Genomic DNA, 23,566 nt, shown 5'->3' on the forward strand with positions numbered 1-23,566 from the left:
ATCAGTCCTCCGGTTCTGTGTATTTGGGAAATACGGGTTCGGGCTTGGGCAGTTCGGTGCCGCCGCTCAAGCGCACATCCAAAGCTGCGAAGCTGCGCGGGTCATCGGCTTCGATATTGTGCGCACCAGCTTCTGCCGTGCCGGTTTCCACACCCAGAAGGTCGAGCACTTTGGACGCGGATTCGGGCATGACCGGCTGAACCAGAATGGTGACTCGGCGCAGGACTTCGAGAGTCGTGTAGAGAACTACCGCCATGCGGCGCTCGTCGGTTTTGCGCAGCTTCCACGGTTCCTGCGCGGAGAAATAGCGGTTGGCGGCTTCGAGCACCCGCCACAGGGCGCCCACATAGCGGTGGAGTTCCTGCAGCTGCACTTCCGAACGGGCCTTGTTCAGCAGGGCCTCGGCCGCGTTCAGAAGTTCGCGGTCGTCGTCAGTGAATTCGTCGTCGGAAACGTCCGGCACAGTCCCGCCGAGGTTTTTGGCGACCATGGACAGCGAGCGCTGCGCCAGATTGCCGTATTCATTGGCGAGGTCAGCGTTCTTGCGCGAAATGATGCCTTCGGCGGAATAGGAGCCGTCCTGACCGTAGGAGATCTCCCGCAGCACAAAGTAGCGCAGGGTATCGAGTCCGAAGCTGTCGATGAGGTCATAGGGGTCGACCACATTGCCGATCGACTTGGACATCTTTTCGCCCTTGTTGAACAGGAAGCCGTGGGCGTGGACGCGCTTGGGCAGTTCGAGGCCCGCGCTCATGAGGAATGCCGGCCAGTAGACCGAGTGGAAGCGCAGGATGTCTTTGCCGATGATGTGTACATCAGCCGGCCAGAATTCGCGGAACGACTCAGATTCGACATCCGGGTAGCCCACGCCGGTGAGGTAGTTGGTCAGCGCGTCGACCCACACGTACATGACGTGCTTGTCATCGCCTGGAACCGGCACGCCCCAGTCGAAGGTCGTGCGCGAAATCGAGAGGTCCTGCAGCCCCTGTGACACAAAGCCGATGACTTCGTTGCGGCGGCTGTCCGGGCCGACGTATTCGGGGTGCTCTTCGTAGAGTTTAAGCAGTTTGTCCTGGTAGGCCGACAGGCGGAAGAAGTAGGACTCTTCCTCTGTCCATTCGACTTCCGTGTCGGTGCTGATGGAAACGCGGGTGCCGTCTTCGCGCAGCGTGGTTTCGTCGTCAGCGTAGTAGGCCTCGTCCCGCACCGAGTACCAGCCGGAGTATTTGTCCAGGTAGATGTCCCCGGCATCGACCATCTTCTGCCAGATGAACTGACTGGCCTTGAGGTGGTCTTCGTCCGTTGTGCGGATGAAGCGGTCGTAGCTGCAGTTGAGGTCGTCGTGGAGCTTCTGGAATTTCGCGGCGTTGCGATCGGCGAGTTCGCGGGTGCTGATGCCCTCTTTTTGGGCGGTCTGCTGCATTTTCAGACCGTGTTCGTCAGTGCCGGTCATGAAGAACGTGTTTTCGCCGTCCAGGCGCTTGAACCGCGCGATCGTGTCCGCTGCGATGTATTCGTAGGCGTGGCCGATGTGCGGCTGGCCGTTGGGGTAGGCGATCGCCGTGGTCATATAGAAGCTCATGTGGCACAGTCTACGGGCGGTCACTGACATCACGAGGCGCCGCCCACCTTCGGCTGCACCGCCCTGGTTCTCTTCGCCGCAGGCCGGGGTCAGTCCCGGTGCAGATAGGCTTCGTAGACCTCGCGAGTCTTCAGTCCCGCGGTTTTGGCAACCTGAGCGGCCGCGTCTTTGCCGCGCATGCCCTGAGTGACGAGTTCTGAAACCCGTTCGAGCACATCATCCGGTTCGAGCCCTGGACCGTCAGTGCCAGATACGACCAGGGCGATTTCACCTCTCACCCCGTCGGCTATGTCGGCCAGCACGTCCACGGCGCGGCCGCGGATGACTTCCTCGTGCAGTTTGGTGAGCTCTCGGCACAGTGCGATCCTGCGGTTGGGGCCGAACACTTCGACAATCGCTTCGACTGACTGGACGATCCTGTGTGGGGCTTCGTAGAAGACCATGGTGCGCTCTTCGCTCTGCAGTGACTGCAGGAGACTGCGGCGCTTGCCGGCTTTGCGCGGCAGGAAGCCCTCGAAGGTGAAGCGGTCGGTGGGCAGTCCCGACAGCGCCAGCGCGGTTGTCACGGCGGTGGGGCCGGGCGCACTGGTCACGGGCAGGCCGCGATCGGATACGGCTTTGACCACGTGGTATCCGGGGTCGGAAACGCCGGGCATACCGGCGTCGGTGAGCAGCACGACGCGCATGCCAGAATCGACGGCATCGGCGATTCTTTCGGCGCGGGACTGTTCGTTGTGGTCGAACAGGCTCATGATCTTGGCCGTGTGCTGAACACCGAGCCGTTCGGCCAGGTCGAGGAACCGGCGAGTGTCTTCTGCCGCGATGAGGTCAGCCGCGGCGATCTCTTCGCGCATGCGCGGCGAAGCGTCACCGAGGTTGCCAAGCGGCGTGCCCACTAGCACGAGTGCAGCTCGGTCCTGATGGTCGTTCACGAGTTTGCGAGCGTTCCCGCACCGATAATAAGGCCGAAGAACGCGAGCATGCCCAACAGGAACAGCACAACAAGGCCAGTGCCGATGTAGCCGCAGATCAGCCCGCCCAATGCCATGCCTCGACCCTGTTCGCCCGTCTTCTTGATCTGGGACAGAGAGACGTGCCCCAGAACGATGCCGACCAGCAGACCCAGGAAGAGCGGGCTGAAGGTCCACCCCAGAACGAATCCGACAAGCGAGCTGACCAGCGATCCGATTGCCAAGCCGTTGGTGCCCGGCGATTGGTAATAGCCCGCCGGCTGGCCGTAGAGCTGTCCATAAGCCTGCCCGTGCGCTGGACCATAGCCGTACTGCCCAAACGCCCGCTGACCGTAGGGGTGCTCCTGGTGGCCGTACTGCGACTGCCCGTAGGACGGGCTTGTATAGCCGCTTTCAGAGTGCGAATACGGCTGCAGACTGCTCTGCGGCTGTTCGTCCGGCGGCTGGGGGATGTGTGAACTGGACACGGCGGCTCCTCGAATATCGGGATGCGTATCCGCCCAGTGTAGTCATGACCGCCCCGGCACTGTCAGCTCAGCTGTGTCAGAGCCTGGCTTTAGACTGGCGTCGTGAGTTTCTTGACAGCAGACGCGCGCAGCGGCACCGGATCAACGCGCATCCGGCACCCCAGACCGCGCGCTCAGGTGCCGCAGAATCCCGCACTGAGTTCTGTGTGGGGCTGGGTGTGGCCGCTGCTGATCGCCGCGATCGGCGGGGTGCTGCGAATGCTGCGCCTGGATCATCCGCGCGAACTCGTGTTCGATGAAACGTACTACGTCAAAGACGCCCACTCCGTTGCCCACCACGGGGTCGAACTCAAATGGGCAGAAGACGCCAATGACAAGTTCGCCGCCGGTGATTTCTCAGCTCTGAGCGGCGATCCTTCCTATGTAGTCCACCCGCCGCTGGGCAAATGGATGCTCGGCGCAGGGCAACTGCTCTTCGACGGCGGCGCAAACCCCTTCGGGTGGCGCTTTGCCGCAGCGCTCATCGGCACGCTCACCATCGTGATCATCGCCCGCATTGCCATCCGCATGTTCGGTTCGGTATGGCTGGGCGTCGCGGCGGCTCTTCTCCTGGCCGCTGACGGTCAGCACTTCGTCCATTCGCGCACCGGCCTGCTGGACATCTTCGTCATGTTCTTCGTGCTCATCGCATTCTGGCTGCTGCTCATTGACCGCGATGACGCCCGCCGGAAGATCCTGCAGCGCACCGCAGGCCTGCTTGGCGCCGAGGCCGGCGTCGGAAAACAACACAGCGCGGGCCCCAAATCATGGTTCATGCCTGCGTCTTTCGGCCCTTCTCTTGGGCTTCGCCCCTGGCGGCTGGCCGGCGGCATTGCCCTGGGCCTCGCCTGCGGTGTCAAGTGGAACGGCCTGTACGCACTGGCTGTTTTCGGCATCATGATCGTGCTGTGGGATGTTGCCAACCGCCGCGCAGCCGGTGTCAGCCGCCCGTGGCTTGCCGCTCTCGGCAAGGACTCCGTGCCTGCGTTCATGTCGCTCGTCCCGGTTGCCGGAATCGTGTACCTGCTGTGCTGGACCGGGTGGATTCTCAGCCCCAAGGGCTGGGACCGCGGCTGGGCGGCTGACAACAGCGGCTGGTGGGACTTCCTGCCGGACTGGCTGGTCAGCCTCGCGCACTACCACTACACGGCCTACAACTTCCACGTAGGACTGGACAAACCGCACACCTACATGTCGAATCCATGGGGCTGGACAGTTCAGTGGCGGCCCACCAGCTTCTACTACCGCTCCTATGGCCCTGGCGAACACGGCTGCGCAGTGGACAAGTGTTCGGCTGCGATTCTCGCCGTGGGCAACCCGGTGGTGTGGGGTCTGGGCACCGCGGCACTCGTCGTAGTGCTGCTGGCCTGGGTGCTGCGCCGTGACTGGCGAGCCGGCGCAGTTCTTGCCGGACTGGCGGCCGTGTGGCTGCCGTGGTTCAACTACCAGCACCGCACCATCTTCACCTTCTACACCATCGTCATGGTGCCGTTCATTGTTCTCGCACTCGTCTACGCTCTGGGGATCGTCTGGGGAAGAGCCACAGGCGGCACGGCCGTCCAGGATGCGGCAGCACAGTCCCTGCGTGCGCGCCGACTGGCGGTTGCCGTGATTCTGGCAGCCGCGGTCCTCGTGTTTGCCTTCTACTACCCCATTTGGACGGGCGCCACGATCCCCTACGATTCGTGGCGCATGCGCATGCTCAACCCCACCTGGATCTGACCGGCCCTGCCGCACACAGCCAACCTCCCCGGCACATCCGCACCGGCAGAAGCCGGGCAACTCAATCGCGCCTGCCTACAACACCGCATGCAAACACACCCTCAGCAAAACCCGTCCAGTTTCGGAAGGAAGGTTAACCGGAAACCAACTGGAGTGTTGCTTTGATTTAAAGTTCTGTTCGCAACGGAGTCCTGATAATGGCCCCCTATGACCATTTCAGCCAACACTCCCCCGCCCCCCGCCACAGCAAACACATCGGATGCACAACGCGCATCGGCGGTGGCAATCATTCCGGCCCGCGGCGGTTCCAAGGGAATCCCCCTGAAGAACCTGCAGAAGATCGGCGGACGCTCCCTCTTGGCGCGTGCTATCGAAGCGGCACAGAGAAGCACGGGAATCGATACCGTCGTCGTTTCCACCGACCACCAGGGCATTGCAGAAGAAGCACGCGCTCACGGGGCCGAAGTCGTCATGCGCCCCGACGACATCAGCGGTGACACAGCTTCCAGCGAATCCGCCCTGCTCTACACGCTCGCGCAGCTCAGCCGCACCCACCGCCCCTTTGACATCACGGTGTTCATTCAGTGCACCTCGCCGTTCATCAGCCCGCAGGACCTCGACGAAGCAACAGAGGCCGTGGCCGCCGGACGCCACGACGTTGTCTTCTCAGCCGCTGTTGACCATTCGTTCCTGTGGAAGCTCAGCTCGGACAACACCGCCGAAGCCGTCGGCCACAGCGCGGAATTTCGACCCCGCCGCCAAGACCGCGAACCGCACTACTCCGAAACCGGCGCGTTCTACGTCATGCGCACCGCGGGCTTTCAGGAATCGGGCCACCGCTTCTTCGGTTCGATCGGCATCCAGGAAGTCCCGGAAGACGACGCCCGCGAAATCGATTCGCTGTCCGATCTCACGCTGCTGCGCGCGCTGGCTGATCAGCGCCAGCAGGACACATCACAGCTGAGCGAACTCGACATCGACGCGGTTGTCACGGACTTCGACGGCGTGCACACTGACGACCGCGTGTTCACCGCAGAGGACGGCACCGAGACCGTGCCGGTCCACCGCGGCGACGGCATGGGAGTCTCCCGCCTGGTCAAGGCAGGTGTTCCGTTCCTCATCCTGTCCAAGGAGCGCAACCCCGTGGTCACCCGCCGCGCAGAGAAGCTGCGGGTGGAAGTCGCCCAGGGCATCGACAACAAGGCCAGCGTGATCGCCGACTGGATGGCTTCGCACGGGCTGGACCCCGCCCGGGTCGCCTATGTCGGCAATGACGTCAACGACCTCGAAGCGTTCAGCGAAGTCGGCTGGCCGATTGCCGTCGCCGACGCCCACCCGGCTGTTCTCGCCGCCGCCCGCCACGTGTTGGCAGCAGAAGGCGGCCGAGGTGCCGTCCGCGAGGTCTGCGACCTCGTCCATGTGCCCACTCGCCATTCTGCGAGTGCCCAAGAACCCGACTCACCCACCACACTCTGAGCCGAAAACCACCTACCCGAAAGGATTGACATGACCGCTGTCCCCTACTCCACCACCAGCGCAGGAAAGACCATCACCCCCGTCGCCATCGGCGAACACAAGGTCGGACCGGGCAACCCCACCTACCTGATCGGCGAAATCGGCATCAACCACAACGGTGACGTCGAACTGGCCAAGCAGCTCATGGACGTGTCGAAGGTTGCCGGCGCACAGGCCGTGAAGTTCCAGAAGCGCAACCCCGAAGTTGCGGTACCGGAACACCAGAAGTCGAAGCCGCGCTCCACACCGTGGGGCGAAATGACCTACCTGGAATACAAGTACCGCGTTGAGTTCGAAGACGAGCAGTACACCGAAATCGACCGCTACGCCAAGGAGCTGGGCCTGCAGTGGTTTGCAAGCCCGTGGGATGTTGACTCGGTGAACTTCCTGGAGAAGTTCGACGCTGTCACCCACAAGGTTGCTTCGGCCTCCATCACGGACGTCAAGCTGCTCGAAGCTCTGCGCGACACAGGCAAGCCGCTCATCATGTCCACCGGAATGTCGACTCTCGAACAGATCGACCGCGCCGTGGAGATCCTCGGCACCGACAACCTGGTGCTCATGCACGCAACTTCGACCTACCCGCTGCCTGCGGACGAAGTGAACCTCTTGGCGATTCCGGCTCTGCGCGAACGCTACGGCATTCCGGTCGGCTACTCCGGCCACGAACTGGGCACCACCATCACCACCGCCGCAGTCGCCCTGGGCGCTGTGACCGTTGAACGTCACATCACGCTGGATTCGACCATGTGGGGTTCGGACCAGTCGGCTTCCATGGAGCCGGCTGAGTTCATTGCGCTGGGACGTCACATCCGGGAAATCGAAACTGCTCTGGGTGACGGCAACAAGCGCGTCATGCCGGGCGAAGAACCCAAGATCGCGTCCCTGCGCGTCCACAGCTGAGTCGCGCCGACCACCTCTACCGACATTCAGTTCGCACCCCGGCTCCCTCGCTGGGGTGCGAACTGAATTGACCGCAGTTTCAGAGCACCGAAAGATCCCCATGCCCAAGCTTTCGCTTATCGTTCCCGCAAAGGACTGTGCGCACTACCTGCCGCAGGTCTACCGGTCTATTCTCATGCAGGCCGAACCCCACCCACTGCAGCCAGACCCCATTGACCTCAAAGAGCTGCAGGTCATAGCAGTCGACGACGGAAGCTCGGACGGGACTGCCCAAGTCCTCGATGAGTTCGGTGCGAAGTTCGACAACTTCGAAGTCATCACCAACCCCACCAATGTCGGCCTGGCCAATGGCCGCAATCAGGGCCTTGACCGGGCCGAGGGCGAATACATCGTCTTCCTCGACGGCGATGACTGGCTGGCCCCGAACCACCTGCCCACCATGCTCGCGGCAATGGAGAGTCTGCACGTCGATTTTGTGCGCTGCGACCACACGACCGTCACCGGCAACAAGCGCGGTCTCAAGCGGGCACCCATGTCGGTTAGGAATCGCGCGCTCAATCCCCGCACCGGAATCCTCCCGGCCCACACCAACACCATGGTCGATTACCCCTACGCGTGGGCGGGAATCTTCCATAGGCGCCTGCGCGATTCAGGACTGCTGTACTTTCCCAAGGACTTCATGACGGCCGAAGACCGCAGCTGGATCTGGGGGCTGCACCTGGATGCTGAATCATTTGCCGTGGTTGATGCTCCCGGCATCATGTATCGGCGCAATGTCAGCGGTTCTCTCACCCAGATTCTGGATGAGCGCCAGCTGATGTTCCTCGATGCCTTTGATCTCATCTTCGAACGCTTGGACAACGACTCTGAGGGTCACACCTTCTACCCCAAAGCAGCCCGCAACCTGTTTGCGCTCATGGAACATCACCATAAGCGCTATATCCAGGCGGTCGCCTATGCCCAGGCGGTTGCAGAGCTCGGGGTCGACGCAGCAGAGACGAGCGCAGATTCTTCAGTTTTCGACCATCTCAAGCTTCGCGTTGCCGGCCGTCGTGGGCGTTCGCAGATGTTTCTGGCGGCGGTCGAGGAAGAGCGCAGGAGCATTCAGGCCACGAAGGATCCCAGCGATCTCCCGCCCGTGCAGATCATTCCGCAGGAAGTGCTGGATGCCCTTCGTGCTCGTGGCGGACGGGTGGCTCAGCGCATCCCGCGGGATGTTTTCAGCGAAGTCTTCGCAGCCAGCACTGACAAACGCCAGGCGCATATTTCCTGGTATCTTCCGGAAACGGAAAGGACATCGGCATGAAACAGCTGTTCTTTGTTTCCACTATGTCTCAGGTGATTACGCTTGCCGCAGGCATTGACGACGGCGCGTATGACACCGGATGGCTTCCGCAGGTGGCGTCTTTGTCGATCGGCGAACCTTTCAGCACACTTGAGGCTATGCCCGCCGAGCGGCGCGTGCGAGATGACTTCCCGTCGGTTTCTGAGCGCGTCCTCGTTGTATCGAACCATTCGCTTGCCCCTGAAACAGCGACACCGCTGTGGGAGCTGCCCGAAGCGCAGCCTGCGCTGAGCCGCTTTGACCGTGTCGTCGACCTCAATGCCACGCTGTCGCCCATTCATCCTTCCACGTGGTCCCCGGAAGACACCGAACTTCCCGTATGGGAGCGCCTGCTGCGTCAGCGTTGGGAGCTCGGCGATGCTGAGCTCGAGCTGATTGTCGAATCACCGCAGGTCAACCCTGCCGTGGCGATTGGCCGTGTCTTTCACACCGCTTTTCAGAGGGTGCACGCTGACGGTCTGATGTCCTATGCGGCAACGCGCAATCATCTGCATCTGAGCAATGGTCAGCGCATGACTTCTCTGCACTACCTGCCCTACATTGAGCAGCTGGACCCGGTGCTGTTGAGCGAACACGGAATCGTCCCGGTTGCACTGAGCTGGGACGCGTATCGGCGTGTGGTTGTCGAAAGCCTGGAGACTGTCAGGGCTGTTCTCGATGCACAGCTGGGCTCTCTGTCCGGTTCTTCCACCGCGCTGGTGGTCGGTCAGTACCTGGCTGCTCTCGATATTCTCACGCCGGATGAAGAGGACCGGATGCACGTGAGCATGCTGGAAGAAGCACACCGCCGAGGTGCCGCTCACGTGGTCTTCAAACCGCACCCTGCAGCGCCGCCGGCTGCTGTCAGTGCTCTGCGCGATGCTGCTGAGGGTTTGGGGCTGGGCTTCACGATATTCAACCGTCCGGTCATCGCCGAAGCAATCCTGGAGCATCTGTCACCGGCGCTTGTAATCGGGTGCTTCTCAACGACGCTTGCCACGGCGCGCTCGGCCTACGGCATTCCCGCTGTTGCAGTCGGCACGCAGACCGTGTTGAATGCGCTGACCCCGTTTGAGAACTCCAACCGCATTCCGGCTGTCCTCTGTGACGCCGTCATGGACGGTTCGGCCGGTGCACTGACCTCCGATGACATTGAGCGTCTGCAGGGTCTGATCGAAGCCATTGCCTATGCGTCGCGCCCCAAGGTCGTTCCGCATCTGCGCACTCATGCGGAATCCTATTTGAAGACCGCGCAGCACACGGACGATATTCGGTACTTCCGCAGGCGCCGACTGACCAAGCTCAATCTTCCGGGAGCTTTGCCGAAGAAGGAAAAGGTCCAGAACGGCAAGATTGAAAGACGCCTGCCCACAAATCTGCGGGAGCCCTATCGCAGGCTCCGAAGGCGCGTGAAGAGGACGGTCAGGCCCTTACAGCGCTGAAGTCTTCTCGCGCAGCGGCCCGTCGGCTGTTTCGGCGGGCCGCTTGCTTTTGCCCCTGAAATGTTCCGTGAAAGCAGCTATCAGGGCTATAGACACCGCTACGGCAGGCCAGTGGGTGTAGCGGAAGTGAGCTTCGGGGATCACCGGAAAGTACGCGGCTGTGTAGAGGAAGGCTGACGCCGTCAGCGTGAGCACGGCGGCTGCCGCACGCCTGCGCTTCAGAGCCACAGCTGCGACTAGAACGCAGCCTGTCAGCCAGAACCAAGGTTTGAATGTGAACCCAAGCTTCTCAACGCCGAAATCCAAAACATATGTTTTCACCGCACGTTCAAACGGCTCAGGCCCGGTGCCGAACCCGATCTCCTGCGCAGTGTTTACGGGATATTGGAAATACTCCAGCGCGGAAGTCGTCAAATAGAAGCGGTACACAGACCAGCGGTAGGAAAGATAGCGCGCGGGGTGTGTGATGACGTTCTCACGCCACAGTTTTTCCAGACCTTGTCTGTGGGATTCTTCAATAGGCTGATAGTCTCCGCCGTGGCCTCTTCCGAAACAGTTCCAATAGGCGTCGTAGAATACGCCTCTTTCATAGCAGAGAGCTCTAGACGTGTTGATGCGCTTCTTCAGCTTCGGAGTAACATCGGCTGCGTTGAGTTCATCTTCGGGAACCGAAAACATGACGTCATCGAGCATCACCTGATATTCCTGGTGGGTTTCCTTGACGTGCCAGACTCTTGCGATTCCGGCATCGGCGACGACAGCCGCCCCACCAACCGCAAAGATGAGAACAAAGGACCCAGCGAGCCATGCGACGAACCTGCGCAAACTCGAACTGGCCGCGCTGTTGCGCGCCTGCAGCTTCCGCATCGTACGGTGTGCAATCGGCAGCAGCTGCCAGGCCAGGTAGAAGCAGATGGGCACAACTGCGGCTATGGCGTTTTTGCGCACCAGAGTCGCAAAGATCAGCGCTCCCACCGCGACCAGCGCGAGAACTGCGGTCCGCTTTGACCGGGCGCCGCGGCGTATGAGCATGACGCAGCCGCACCCGGCCAGCAGTGCACCGGTGAGGATTGTGTCTTTCCATGGGATGTTGATCTGGCTGTACGCCCACGGGCTGATGGATACGGCCAAAACGCCGAGCGAACCCAGTCGGCTGCCCAACCGCCGGTGAACATACTCGGCGGTCAGCAGCACTCCGGTGAAGTACAGGAGCGCCGAGCACACGAACAGCGATCCGATCCAACCGGTCAGCCCGTACAGGCCTCTCCACACAACGGCGACGATCGGCGGATGCCAGTCGCTCATCTGCTTCTGGCCGACAGCCTGCTTGAACTGTTCAACAATGTCGTATTCGGCCCGGCCGGTGCCGAAGCCGATGATCGTCCCAGCGGCGCAGAATGCTGTCAGTGCGACGAGCAGCAGGCTCCACCGGGACGACTTCTTCACTGTTCGGCTGTTTCTATCTTCAGGGCCTTGGCCACGTAGTCAGCCAAAGTTTCCGAATAGGCTGCCGAAATGTGGTCATTGTCGCGGTAGACGACCACCGACCCGACCACAGCGGGACACGTTGTGGACTGGCCGCAGAAATACGGTGTGGGATCCCAGTGGCGGATGCCAAGGTCTTCCGCAGCCTGTTTCAAAGCGAGATCCGCACCGTCAGGTTTGGGGTCTTCGCGTTTGAAATTGCATTCTTCCGGGTTGGCTTCATTCAAACCCATACAGTCGGCCATATTGGAAGGCGGGATGGGGGTATCGCCGAATGCGACGACATCGATTCCGGCTTCCTTCAGCGGCTTGAGAGTTTCAATGTAGCCATCGTAGCCGACAACGTCAGAGTCAGCGAGACCCTGCTCGCGCGCCGCGTCGACGTCGTAGTCGTCAACGTCGAGGTTCGCAATGAGCACCTTGTCCGGTTTGTCTTCTACAAGGTGTTTGACGAGCTTCTTCACCGGCTCAACACAGTTGAGCCCTTCGTTTTTGTAGTCACGAGGGGTCGTGTTCAGACCGCAGGCGTTCTTCGCGTAGACGCGCAGCTTCCAGTCTGTGCCGTCAAGGGCCTTTTCCAGTCCCGGCACCCACTGTGCCGCATGGGAATCCCCCACCACGGCCAGTTCTTTTGACCCTCCCGGGTTGAGGACAGTGCAGCCGCGTATGGTGTCGGCTTCCCTCTTGTTCGGGTACGGGTCACACTCGTCAGGGAACTGGGGACGGTCTTCAATAAGATCGACCGCCTTCGGGAAATAGTCTTCCTGGCCCTCAGCGTGCATTGGCAGGTCGAACGTGTCCAGCGGATCGCTGATTGCGCGAGCACCGAACAGCGGCTCACTGTCTTCCTGTTTCTGCTGCGCCTGATCATCGGCAACCGTGTCGTATGTTTCCTGTGCTTCCGGCACCCTGTCGTATTCACGGTTGACCGCCCACTGCGGAACAAGTGCGAGCACCGCGGCAAGCACCATGGACACCGCCGCGATTTCCACTGTCAGCCACCTGCGCTTCTTCAGAAGTTCGCTGCGGCGCAGGGGCTCTTCAACAAAGGTGAAGCTCAGATAAGCCAGCGCCACCGCGAAGGCCAGCAGGCCGGTGCCTTCGATGGTATTGGCATGGCGTTCGAACTGCGCGGTGAAGAAGACCACCAGGGGGAAGTGCCACAGGTACAGCGAGTACGACCAATTGCCGATCTTCTGCACTGCCCGCAGATCGACAATCGGAGTGAGCGAGCCCAGCCCCTGCGTCCGTCCGGCCGCAATGACCGCCATGGTGCCCAGCACGGGCAGGAGCGCTGATATTCCCGGAAACGCCGGTGTGGTGCCGTCGTAGAAAATACATGCCACGACAATCGCGGTGACGCCGGCAAGGGCCAACAGCGTGCGCAGACGCGCAAAGCGCTCCGTATCGACCATAACCACGGCCAGCAGACCGCCGGCGCCGAGTTCCCAAATGCGGGACTGGGTGACGAAGTACGCGGTGGGATCACCGGAGCCCACAAGCACCGCCGACCACACGAACGACGCCAGGATGATGACGGCAAAGAGAATGCCGACGCAGATGCGGAACGTCCGGTGGAAACGATGCTCGGGTGACACATGGTGCGCCCCCGCCGTGCCGAGCTTGCGCAGAATACCGGGGACGGCGCCTCGTGAGTGGCGAGCGGTGGTCCGTCCCGCAACCCACACGGCCAGGATCACCACCAGCGGCCACAGAATGTAGAACTGCTCTTCGATCGACAGCGACCAGAAGTGCTGGTACGGCGATGGCGAGTTCTGGGCGCCCAGATAGTCAACCGCGCCGGAAGCCAGCGCCCAGTTCTGCACGTAGAACGCTGAGGACAGTCCTTCAACCGCGGCTTGAGATAAAGCGCTGCGCGGCAGAAAGTACAGGGATGCCAGGGCGGTGACCACAATCGCGACCGTCGCCGCCGGAAGGATGCGGCGAGCCCGGTTCGCCCAGAATGTCAGCAGGTTGACCGTCTGGGTGCGTTCGGCTTCGCGCAGCATGTGCGCTGTGATGAGGAACCCGGATATGACGAAGAAGACATCAACGCCCACAAAGCCGCCCGGCAGGAAATCCGGGTTGATGTGATAGACGACCACGGTGACGACGGCCAGTGCGCGCAGCATCTGGATCTCCGGCCGAAACCTACGGTGCATGGTCTCCTCGCGTTCGTTTGACGGTCAGTGGGCAGTCCGGGTTCGAATTCTAAGGCTACTGAGAAGTGTCGGCGGAATCGTGCACGACTGTCCGGCTGCGTTTGACCATCGGGCGCTGCTTTTCACAGCGGAGCCTGCGGGTGTGCCTGCGCGACGCCGCGATCAGCAGCCAGCCGAACATAGCTCCGGCAAACGGCCAGTAGCTGTAGCGGTACAGGTCTGCTGGCGCGGTGGGGAAATACGTCAGGACGTAGAGGATGACGGATGTGAAAACGGCGCACGCCCCCAGGGAACGGGTGCGTGTGCGCAGACTGACGACTGCGCCCACTATGCAGGCCGCGAGCGCCGTTATGCCCAGAAACATGAACGGCATGAACCCGTAGGCGGCTGAGTAGACGTAGCCGGAGTGAATGTCGCGTGCCTTCGGGTGGGTGGGCGGTAAGTCCACCTGGTCACCGCGGACCGGTGCGGCGGCCACGGACGATGTGTGGGTCAGGAACCGCCAGGTGGTTTTGGCCCGGTACTTGGCGTAGTCGCCCAGGTGGTGAGGCACTGTTGCCTTCCACAGTGTGACCACGGCATCGGGGTCCTCAACTTCCGTGTATGCCCCGTTGACGCCTAGGCCGTAGCAGTTCCAGTAGGCGTCCCATATGATTTCACGCCCTTCTTGTTCTTCGCGCTTCTTGCAGGTTTCGCGGGCGAACATGATGCGGTCTTTTTCTGCTTGCGGGGCATCTGCCGCAAAGATCGCCTCTTCGGGCATGCCGAAGACGATGTCGTCGATGAACACCTGGGTGAACTGCGAGTTCTGGGTGGCACCGGTGGCGGTGGCAAGTGCTTTGTCCGCTGCGAGCACCGTCCCGCCGACAATGCCGGTGGCAAGAACAGAGATGACGCCGACTTTGACCAGTTCTGCCCGAACACGGCTGCCGCGGGCGCGCAGGAACCACAGCACGAACACCGCAACAATGGGCAGCACCGCTACGGCGGAGTTCTTGCGCACAAGTGCCGCATAGACCAAACTGCCGAACGCCACGGCGGCCCAGACCCAGCGCCCTTTCGGCTGGAGCAGCACCAGGAACATCATAAGAACAGCCAGGTACAGCGCCAGCGCTAAGTGCACGTCCTTGTAGAAGACGCCCAGGATGTTGACCATGTTCGGCATGAAAAGCATGAACAGGCCCAGTGCGGCAACCCAGGTGCGCCGGGAGATCTTCAGCAGCACATAGCTGGTCAGCAGCGCGCACACCCAGCCGAAGAGGACCTGCGCCCACAGCAGGGCCGTGACAGTGCCGAAGATGTTTGTCAGCTGGTGCCACGTCCAGGTCATAGAGACCGGCTGCCAGTCGTTGTACGGAACCTCGCCGCGAATCTGCCTGACCTGGAAAACTCCGTCAGGGCTGATACCGCCGGGGTACATGGCAAAAATGATGAGGCCTGCGAGCACTGTGCCGATGACTGAGAGCACGCCCATCACCCTGCGGTGCTCAGGGCTTAGAGGAGCGCGCTCAGACACGGCCTTCGGCGCGGCGGTTTCATTTTCAACAGTGGTTTGGGGCACAGGAGAACTGTACGGGCTGTTCCTCCAAAACCAGTGAACACCCCTTTACGGCCCCTGTGAGCGCCGTCTCATCCCATGCGGCGGCGCTTCTGGCCTTCGGCCCACAGCACCAGCCAGCCCAGCATCGCGGCAAGCCACGGCCAGAAAACATAGCGGTAGTCATTCGCCGGAGCGGTCGGCACGTAGGTCATGAGGTACAGAATGGCTGAACTGAATACAACGAGCGCACCCGGTGAACGTCGTCTCTTCTTGGCACCCACAGCGATTCCGACTGCAGACAGCCCAGCTGCGACTGCCCCCAGGAACAGCCACGGGAAGACTGCAACTCCGAAGTCAACAACATAGGTGCGCAGGGAGGCGCGAAGCATCTGCTGCTGTGCGGGGTAATCGCGGTCGCGGTCGCGGATGAACTGGAGTTTCGATGTGAAGAGGAACTTCGTCGTGGTCTGAATGCGGTAGGCGGCATAGCTGTCCAGGTGCTGCGGCATTGTCTGCTTCCAGATGCTGGTCACGGCCGCTGGATCTTGGATCTGCGTGTATTCACCGTTCGCGCCCATGCCGTAGCAGTCCCAGTAGGCGTCCCAGATGATCTCCGCTTTGCCGGCTTCGCGGCGTTCGGTGTTCTTGTCAGCGCACGAAATTTTGGCCCGGGCCAGTCGCGTCTTCTCCGCCGCGGGAGCCGCAGCTGCGTCAATGGATTCCTGCGGCACCGCGAATACGAGGTCATCGAGCATCACCTGCGTGAACTGCGAATTCTCGGTTGGCTGGAGCGATGCTTTGAGACCCGTGTCAACCCCTACGAGCACGGCACCGAAGCTCACTGCTGCCACGACGGCGGCTGTCAGTCTGCGCCGCCTGGACAGTGTCCGCTTCTGCCCCGTCGTCCGCTTCTGTTCCTTTGACTTCTTGCCCTTGATGCGGACCAGCAGCCACACGGCGATGAGCGCGATGATCGGCAGGACTGCAACGGCTGAGTTCTTGCGCACCAGCCCGCCGTAGACCAGGGCGCCGAAGGCAAGCGCCGCAAGCACCCAGCGAAGCCTGGGCACCACCGGCATGAGCAGCGTGAGAATCACCGCGAAGTACAGCGCCAGGCCCAGGTGGGTGTCCTTCCACACGATCCCGACGATGTTGACGGTGTTGGGCATGAACAGGATGAACAGACCTGCCAGCGCGCTCCATCCGCGCCGGGACACTTTGAGCAGGTAGTACGCGGTCAGCACCGCGCAGACCCACGCGGCGCAGACCTGCATGAAGAGCATCGAGTTGATGGTCCCCGTGAGGTCTATGAGCCACTGCCACGTCCAGGTCATGGCTATGGGGTGCCAGTCGTTGAGCGGAAGCGTCCGCTGAGCCTGACCCAGCTGGAAGACGGTGTCCTTGCTGAAGCCGCCGGGAGCCATTGCTCCATACAGCAGCCAGGCCAGTGCTGTGGCTATGCCCGCAGAAGCAGCGAAAATGCAGCGGTGACGGCGGTTGAGAGGAGCCTCAGCGGTCACCGCTGATCGAGCAGGAGTCACCGAGTGCGGCTTTCAACCGCGCTGCGAGCAATGTCGTCCAGGGTGAACTGCGCTTTCCAGGCCAAGTCTGCGTTGATTGCCGTGGGATCGGCAATCAGCTGTGGTGGGTCGCCTGCCCGGCGGTCGGCCATGATGGGTTCGAGATCTTCGCCAAGAGCCTTGGAAACGGCGTCGATGACTTCGAGGACCGAAGCGCCCGTGCCCGTGCCCACGTTGAACGAGGTTCCGCGGATATTGCCGCCCTTGAGGTAGTCGAGAGCGGAAATATGGGCTTCGGCGAGATCCGCCACGTGAATGTAGTCGCGAATGCACGTGCCGTCGGGGGTGTCGTAGTCATCGCCGAAGACAACCGGCTGCTGGCCCTGATCGAAGCGGTTGAGCACGATGGGAATGAGGTTCATCACGGCGGTGTCGGCAAGGTCGGACCAGCCGGTGCCTGCAACGTTGAAGTAGCGCAGCTTCACCGCGGAAAGCCTGCCGGCTGCCATTTGGGCGTCGATGAGCCATTCGCCGATGAGCTTGGTGTGACCGTACGGGTTGATGGGGTGGCAGTCTGTTGTTTCGCGCACCATTTCGACGTCTGGCATGCCGTACACGGCTGCCGAAGACGAGAACACGAGCGTTTCGATGCCGGAGTCTTCCATGGCCTGCAGCAGATTGGTGAGCCCGCCGACGTTCTGCTGGTAGTACCAGAGGGGACGCTCAACGGATTCTCCCACCTGCTTCTTGGCGGCAAAGTGGATGACGGAGTCGACGCTGTAGTCGGCGAACACTCCGCGCAGGGCTTCAGGTGCCTGCGGGGATGCGAGGTCGACTTCGACAACCGGAAGCCCTTCAACACGCGAACGCACTCCGTTGGACATGTCATCGACGATGACCACGTCATCGCCGCGCTGTTTGAGCAGTCGCACAACGTGCGAACCGATGTAACCGGCACCGCCGGTCACCATGACTGCCATGTGTTTACCTTCCGGTCATCTGTTTGATTCACTCTTGGCCCATAATCTCACAGCGCTTCCCGGTTGCTGTCACTGTCTGCGCCGGGTCGTGCACATTTAGGGAGGGTATTGCGTGGCACGAACGTACATTCTGGCTGAATCACCTCTGCAGCTTCTGTCAGGGCTGGAGGCTCTGCACGCTGCTCAGCACAGAGACGACGTGGTGGTCTGCATTCGCGAAGACAGTCCGTCACTGGCCGCGTTCGCCAGCAACCTGCCCGAGGGTCTGCTGCGGGACGACTCTCGCCTGCAGTCGGGCTTCCCCTCCCCCGCGCAAGCCGCGCAGGCTGGCCATCTGCTTTTGGGTGACCCTCTGTCCGGCAGGATTCAGCGGCTGCTTGCCGAATGTGCGGTGCGGCCGGGAGGGCTGCCGCACATCACGGTTCTTGATGACGGCTTTGCCACGGTGCGCGCTATCCGACTTATTCTGAGCCCCAACCGGCAGGCGCTTGTCCGTGCGCGCATCAAACCGACGGTGCGGCGGACCGCGCTGGGCCATGCCGCCGCAGCGGTGCTGCGCAGCGCCATCAAGCTGGGCAGGCTCACGTGGTTCAGCGCTCTGACGCCCGATGAGTCCCTGCCGCAGCGCTTTACGGCCGCCGGTGGGAAGCTCGTCCGTCATTCCTTCGCGCAGGTGCGCAGGTGTTTGGAGGCCACCGCGCCCGACACTCCCACCGACCGCGCTGTCATCGTGGGCACTGCACTTGCCGCTGACGGGCTGATCAACCAGCAGGCGCTTATCGACTGGGCCGCTGGTATCGGCAGGCAGCAGCCTGCACTGTATTTCGCTCACCGCCGCCAGACAGCTGACGAACTCGCTGCCATCGGCGCCTTGCAGGGCATCACCGTCGTGGAATCGGGCACGCCTCTCGAACTGCGATTGGCGCCGTTTCCCGCGCACACACCGGTCTATTCGATGCCGTCAACGGCGGTGCAGACACTGCCGCTGGTCATGGACTGCCCCGAAATCCACATCACCGAAATTCCGCGCGCGTGGTGGGAAACATCCGCCCCGGACTCGTTGCGTCGTGAACTCAATGCCCAGTCGGCTCTCTCTCCGGGCCGGATGCTCGATTCTCACGGGGCGAGGCGCCACCGGCTTGTCGCTGTCTGTGACAGCGAGTCCTATCTCAAGTGGGCGGCTGCGCTGCTGGACGGCTTGGACGACAGCTTTGAAACGGACCTGTGGATTGTCGAGTCTCCCATCCAGCCCACGGGCGAGCAGATTGCCAATGCGGTTGCCGGAACATCGCGGGCCGAGGCGGAGGTCCCCGTGATCCCCGTGTCTCGTTTGGAGGGCGAACTGTCGGCTGCCAGCCCGGACGTGGTGTTGGCAGCGGCCACCGGCCCGGTGGTGCAGACGGTGTATTCGACTGCCGCTCGTCTGCCGCGCCGACCCGGTTTGGTGTCCGGTCTGCCCGGTGTGGGCCTGCCTGCAACGTTCAAGGGCCAGCGCTATCGCCGCCGCGGGGATGCTTTCATCGCCCATTCTGAACACGAGCGCCAGCTGTACCGCGAGGTCAATCGACGGCTGGGCCTGCCGGTGGATGTGTGGGTGGGACGCCTGCCCATGCTGAAGTCCGTCGGTGCTCCGCAGCCGCAGTTTGCCGACGGCACAGCCCCGAACCGCATTATCTTCGCCCCGCAGGCAAAGGTTCCCAAGGAGCGCTGTGACCGTCGCACCGCTCTGCTGGAACTTGCCCGTGCCGGAAGACAGCTCGATGTTCCTGTCATCATCAAGGTCCGCAGCCGCCCAGGCGAGCACGAAACCCACCACGAAGAGCACACCTATATTGAGATCCTGTCGGAGCTCATTGCCGAAGGTGCTTTGGGACCTGACGACCTCCAGGTTGAAGTCGGCCCCATGGCTGATTTCCTCACAGACGGGGCTGCGCTTGTGACGGTGTCATCAACTGCAGCGCTGGAGTCTCTGGACCGGGGCCTGCGCACTTTCATCATCGGCGATTTCGGGGTGACCAAGAAAATGCTCAATGAGGTCTTCGCCGGTTCAAACCTCATAGGAACTTTCGATAACCTCGCGGCGGGCAATTTCCGCCACCCGGACCCGGCCTGGCTGGAGGAGAACTACTTTCAAAAGCCCAGCGAGGAGGTCCCTTCGCAGCTGGCGTGCTTGGCGCGACGCTCGGAGAACTATGAACTCGCGGGCCGAAAGACTCGGGATTCACTTCAGTCCTGGCCGACTCTGCGCGCAGAGCTGCGCGCGCACTCACCCAAACCGGTGGTGCGTGCTTACAGGTCAGGACGCAGGGCCGTCAAGAACTTCGCGCGTGTCGCGAAAGACCCAGGTTCGGTAGGCGTAGAAGCGGAACACCATGGCCAGGCCGATGCCGACGATGTTCGTCGAAATGTTGTAGGCAATGGGGCCGCGCAGTCCCAGCACGTACCAGGTGAAGGCCAGCGGCAGCACGGTGATGATCATGCCGGCGCCGTTGACTAGGACGAACAGCACAAAACCGCGCAGGTTTGAGCCGGTCTCCCTGTCCCCGTAGGTCCACAGCTTATTGCCCATCCAGGCGACAATGACGGACGCGATAGTCGAAATGATCTTCGCTTTGATGGGGCCGTCGTGCAGGAGTGCGGGCACTGCCCACAGGCCGTACACCAGGAGGTTGGACAGCCCCACATCGACGATGTAGCTGATGCCGCCGACGGTCAGAAACTGCAGCGCCTCTTTTATCAGCGAGCTGTGCCGACTCTCACTCATTTCCGGGCGCCGGCAGTGCCAGGTAGTGCAGGCGGGAGGTCTCTCGGCGGGCTCGGCGCACACCGTCCATGATGATTCCCACCGATCCCATAAGGAACGCAAGGATCATGCAGCCTGCTGACAGCAGCGCGGTGGGCAGGCGCGGCACGTAGCCGGTTTGGAAGTACTCCCACACCACGGGAAGGCCCAGAATGAGCGAAATGAGGGCAAACAGAACGGTCAGACCGCCGTAGAACAGCCGGGGCCTTTCGTGGGCGGTCAGCTGGGTGATCAGGCCGAGGATTCTGAATCCGTCTTTGACAGTGGACAGTTTCGAGAAGCTGCCTTCCGGACGGTCGCGAAAGCCCACCGGGTATTCGGCGTTGGGCAGTCGCAGCGACATGGTGTGCACCGTGAGTTCGGTTTCGATTTCGAAGTGCCGACTGACGGCGGGGAAGGATTTGACGAACCGGCGTGAGAACACCCGGAAGCCCGACAGCATGTCAGTGACCTTGTCGCGGAATGTCCAGCTGGTCAGAACGTTGAACGCTCGGTTGCCGCTTTCGTGGCCGGGCCTGTACGCAGATGAATCGGCGGGGGTGCGCACCCCGAGCACGTGGTCGTAGTTGCCGTCGATCATCGTCTGGACCATGCCGGGGGCGTCTGCGGCTTCGTAGGTGTCGTCACCGTCGATGATCAGGTAGATGTCCGCTTCGATGTCAGCGAAAGCCCGCCGGATGACATTGCCTTTGCCGGGCCGGTCTTCGAAGCGCACGACAGCACCTGCTTCCCGTGCGACTTCGGCAGTGTTGTCGGAGCAGTTGTTGGCGTAGACGTAGACTGCCGCGCCGGGCAGGGCGGCGCGCAGGTCGGTGACGACTTTCCCGACCGTCAGCTCTTCGTTGTGGCACGGGACGATGGCGGCGATGCGGCGCGAGCCGAAGGGATTGTTCTCTTGCACTCTCAGCTTCACAGGTTTGAGGGGACTGTATCCAGAGCAATGGTAGCCGCATGCGCCTGAAGCGGCGGTGCAGAAACGCTTTTATTCTGCAGTTGTGATCAGCGGAACGACATCACGGCTGATATAGCTGTCGAGTGTGGTCGCATACTCCACTGTGATGTGGTTGGAGTCACGGTAGACGGCGCGAGACCCAATGACCGCCGGGCAGGTGGTGTCGGTGCAGAAGGCGTCGAGGGTGTCTGCGTAGTCGACGCTGTCACCGGCTCTGTCTGCGGCCCCTCGCAGCGCCCGGTTGGACTTCTCTTCTGCCTGCCCTGGCCGCGGGAAGTCACAGGCGCTGGTGTCGTCACCGGCTGCGGCCACGCAGTCGGCCATGTTCTCCTCGTTCGCAGCTTCGGGAGAATCGCCCAGCGCAATGATCTTCGCTCCGGTGTCGGACAGCTGCTCGAAGACCTCTTCGTAGCCGCGCTGGGCATTTGGCTGCCCGCCGGCGAAGTCGTCGTAGCGGCGGTTGGTGATCACGATGGCGTCTGGCTTCTGCTTTTGAATGCTGGTGAGCATGTCCGGCACGGCCTGTGAGCAGACAAAGCCGCTTTCCTGCTGCTCGAAAGTGCGCGGCTGAGGGTTCAGCGGGCAGTTTTCACGCGCTATGACGACGATCTTCCACCCCTGACGGCCCAGTGCTTCTTCAAATGCCGGCACCCACTGCACCGCGTGGGAGTCACCTGCCACAACGAGTGTTTTGGTTCCGTTGCTGTCTCCGGCAGTGCACGGTGGGGTGTTTGCCGAGGTGCCGGTTGCGGGGACATCTCCGCACCCGTCGAATGTGGGGTAATCGTCGCCGATCGAACCCAGTCCCGGTTTGATGGGCTGGTCTTGGTAGACCGGTTCGTACATGGTGGTCCGCAGGGACTTGAATCCCGGCCCGAATTCCCCGGCGGCAGTCAGTTCCGGCGGGTCGAAGACCTGAGCTTCAGCGGCAGCGGCTTTCGCCTCGTCCATTTTGACCAGAGCGTGCGGCACGGTGCCGATGCCCACCGCTGCGGTGACGGCCACGAGCGCTCCGGCCAGGGTCAGCGGAGATGAGCGGCGCATGGTCGGTGAGCGCAGGATCGGCTTTTCGAACAGGTAGAAGCTGAATCCGGCGATGAGTATAGAGGCCAGCACAATGATGACCGCTTCGAGCACAGTTGCTTTGCGTCCTGCGAGCGCTTCGAAGAAGACGATGATCGGAAAGTGCCACAGGTACATGGAATAGGACCAGTCGCCGATTCTCTGCACGGGCCACAGTTCGAAGATTCGCTGTGGGGACCCCCAACCGGTGGTGTGGCCTGCGGTGATCACTGCGGCGGTTGCCGCCACCGGCACGAGGGCGGTCAGACCGGGGAAGGGAATGTCGCCGGAATATGCAAAGGCGCAGGCGAGGATTGTGAGCGTGCCGGTCAGTGCCAGCCACTTGCGGGTGCGGGGGAATTTCACGGGGTCGCCCAGGTAGACGGCGAGGATGCCGCCGACTCCCAGTTCCCACACGCGTGACAGGGTGTAGAAGTAGGCGCTGGTGGGGTTGTGTGCGGTGATGTAGACGCTGTATGCGAAGGACCCTCCGACTACAGCGAAGAACAGCACTGTGGCTGCCACTCTGACGCGGCGTCGGTGGCGGATGTCGTCGGTGGGGCTGGCCCAGCGGATGCGCTGAGCTATGTGCCATGCGGCGACTACCAGCATGGGCCAGAAGATGTAGAACTGCTCTTCGATCGACAGGGACCAGAAGTGCTGGAAGGGTGTGGGGGCTGTGTCGGCGGCCAAGTAGTCAACCGACTGTCTGGCAAGTGCGTAGTTCTGAATGTAGAAGCCGGAGGCGACTGCCTGCAGGCTCAGGGTGGGAAACTGTGAGCGCGGCAGAATGAACAGCGACGCGATGGTCACCGTGATGATGGTCAGCGTTGCCGCCGGCAGTATTCGGCGGGCCCGGTTGGCCCAGAAGTCAGCTGCGGAGATTCTGCCGTGTTCGGCTACGCGGCGCAGCAGCCCCGTGGTGATGAGGTAGCCGGAGATGACGAAGAACACGTCCACGCCGATGAATCCGCCGGGCAGCCAGTTCGGGTTGATGTGGTAGATGACGACGGCGAGCACTGCGATTGTTCGCAGGGCTTGAATTTCGCCGCGGTATTTCCTCACCATCGGGGTCATCTTAGTGAAAATCCGCACCA

General features: G+C 61.9%; 16 protein-coding genes and 1 pseudogene. 6 read left to right on the forward strand and 11 right to left on the reverse strand.

Features of this window, described 5'->3' with window-relative positions; all coding sequences use genetic code 11:
• Nucleotide 1: 1 nt before the first annotated feature.
• From metG to GC119_RS09880, 3 genes are all read right to left on the reverse strand, one after another.
• Nucleotides 2-1,582, reverse strand: a complete 1,581-nt coding sequence (gene metG / locus GC119_RS09870; protein ID WP_151953047.1) for a methionine--tRNA ligase — start codon at nt 1,580-1,582, stop codon at nt 2-4.
• Between the two features lie 89 nt (nt 1,583-1,671).
• A complete protein-coding gene (rsmI, locus tag GC119_RS09875) occupies nt 1,672-2,478 on the reverse strand; it encodes a 16S rRNA (cytidine(1402)-2'-O)-methyltransferase (protein WP_264291082.1) in 807 nt (268 codons plus the stop codon).
• Between the two features lie 32 nt (nt 2,479-2,510).
• Nucleotides 2,511-3,020: a DUF4190 domain-containing protein gene (locus tag GC119_RS09880; protein WP_226829399.1), complete on the reverse strand. Its 510-nt coding sequence runs from the start codon at nt 3,018-3,020 to the stop codon at nt 2,511-2,513.
• 102 nt (nt 3,021-3,122) lie between these two features.
• Here GC119_RS09880 and GC119_RS09885 point away from each other — a divergent pair, with 102 nt between their 5' ends.
• From GC119_RS09885 to GC119_RS09905, 5 genes are all read left to right on the forward strand, one after another.
• The gene (locus GC119_RS09885) at nt 3,123-4,781 is read left to right on the forward strand and encodes a dolichyl-phosphate-mannose--protein mannosyltransferase (RefSeq protein ID WP_226829400.1); all 1,659 of its coding nucleotides are present in this window, start codon (nt 3,123-3,125) and stop codon (nt 4,779-4,781) included.
• A 207-nt stretch (nt 4,782-4,988) separates the two neighbouring features.
• Entirely contained in the window at nt 4,989-6,257 is a 1,269-nt protein-coding gene (locus GC119_RS09890) for an acylneuraminate cytidylyltransferase (RefSeq protein ID WP_151953050.1), read from the forward strand.
• A 30-nt stretch (nt 6,258-6,287) separates the two neighbouring features.
• Complete coding sequence (locus GC119_RS09895; RefSeq protein ID WP_151953051.1) at nt 6,288-7,199, forward strand: N-acetylneuraminate synthase family protein; 912 nt, start codon at nt 6,288-6,290, stop codon at nt 7,197-7,199.
• 100 nt (nt 7,200-7,299) lie between these two features.
• The gene (locus GC119_RS09900; protein WP_151953052.1) at nt 7,300-8,505 is read left to right on the forward strand and encodes a glycosyltransferase family 2 protein; all 1,206 of its coding nucleotides are present in this window, start codon (nt 7,300-7,302) and stop codon (nt 8,503-8,505) included.
• Complete coding sequence (locus GC119_RS09905; protein ID WP_151953053.1) at nt 8,502-9,965, forward strand: polysialyltransferase family glycosyltransferase; 1,464 nt, start codon at nt 8,502-8,504, stop codon at nt 9,963-9,965. Before GC119_RS09900 ends, GC119_RS09905 begins: the two co-directional genes overlap by 4 nt.
• Here GC119_RS09905 and GC119_RS09910 read toward each other — a convergent pair.
• The 5 genes from GC119_RS09910 to galE form a co-directional block, all read right to left on the reverse strand.
• A complete protein-coding gene (locus tag GC119_RS09910; protein WP_070776953.1) occupies nt 9,954-11,411 on the reverse strand; it encodes a hypothetical protein in 1,458 nt (485 codons plus the stop codon). The genes GC119_RS09905 and GC119_RS09910 overlap by 12 nt on opposite strands.
• Entirely contained in the window at nt 11,408-13,612 is a 2,205-nt protein-coding gene (locus GC119_RS09915; RefSeq protein ID WP_151953054.1) for an acyltransferase family protein, read from the reverse strand. The genes GC119_RS09910 and GC119_RS09915 overlap by 4 nt, the downstream gene beginning before the upstream one ends.
• 55 nt (nt 13,613-13,667) lie before the next feature.
• A complete protein-coding gene (locus GC119_RS09920) occupies nt 13,668-15,173 on the reverse strand; it encodes a hypothetical protein (protein ID WP_151953055.1) in 1,506 nt (501 codons plus the stop codon).
• A 68-nt stretch (nt 15,174-15,241) separates the two neighbouring features.
• Nucleotides 15,242-16,693: a hypothetical protein gene (locus GC119_RS09925; RefSeq protein ID WP_151953056.1), complete on the reverse strand. Its 1,452-nt coding sequence runs from the start codon at nt 16,691-16,693 to the stop codon at nt 15,242-15,244.
• Nucleotides 16,690-17,652: a UDP-glucose 4-epimerase GalE gene (galE, locus tag GC119_RS09930; protein ID WP_151953057.1), complete on the reverse strand. Its 963-nt coding sequence runs from the start codon at nt 17,650-17,652 to the stop codon at nt 16,690-16,692. Before galE ends, GC119_RS09925 begins: the two co-directional genes overlap by 4 nt.
• A 1,105-nt stretch (nt 17,653-18,757) precedes the next feature.
• On the opposite strand from galE, the pseudogene GC119_RS11220 reads away from it, so the two are divergent.
• A pseudogene (locus GC119_RS11220) lies at nt 18,758-19,807 on the forward strand (DUF6716 putative glycosyltransferase); the annotation flags it as partial.
• A gap of 141 nt (nt 19,808-19,948) precedes the next feature.
• Here the strand turns inward: GC119_RS11220 and GC119_RS09935 are convergent.
• The 3 genes from GC119_RS09935 to GC119_RS09945 all read right to left on the reverse strand — a co-directional run bounded on the left by GC119_RS09935 (nt 19,949) and on the right by GC119_RS09945 (nt 23,564).
• Nucleotides 19,949-20,416, reverse strand: a complete 468-nt coding sequence (locus tag GC119_RS09935; protein ID WP_083304162.1) for a GtrA family protein — start codon at nt 20,414-20,416, stop codon at nt 19,949-19,951.
• A complete protein-coding gene (locus tag GC119_RS09940) occupies nt 20,409-21,368 on the reverse strand; it encodes a glycosyltransferase (RefSeq protein ID WP_226829401.1) in 960 nt (319 codons plus the stop codon). Before GC119_RS09940 ends, GC119_RS09935 begins: the two co-directional genes overlap by 8 nt.
• Nucleotides 21,369-21,437: 69 nt before the next feature.
• Nucleotides 21,438-23,564, reverse strand: a complete 2,127-nt coding sequence (locus GC119_RS09945; protein WP_151953058.1) for an acyltransferase family protein — start codon at nt 23,562-23,564, stop codon at nt 21,438-21,440.
• Nucleotides 23,565-23,566 lie beyond the last annotated feature (2 nt).

Source organism: Brevibacterium sp. Marseille-P9724 (genome assembly GCF_902500275.1).
In the GTDB taxonomy this organism is placed as follows: domain Bacteria; phylum Actinomycetota; class Actinomycetes; order Actinomycetales; family Brevibacteriaceae; genus Brevibacterium.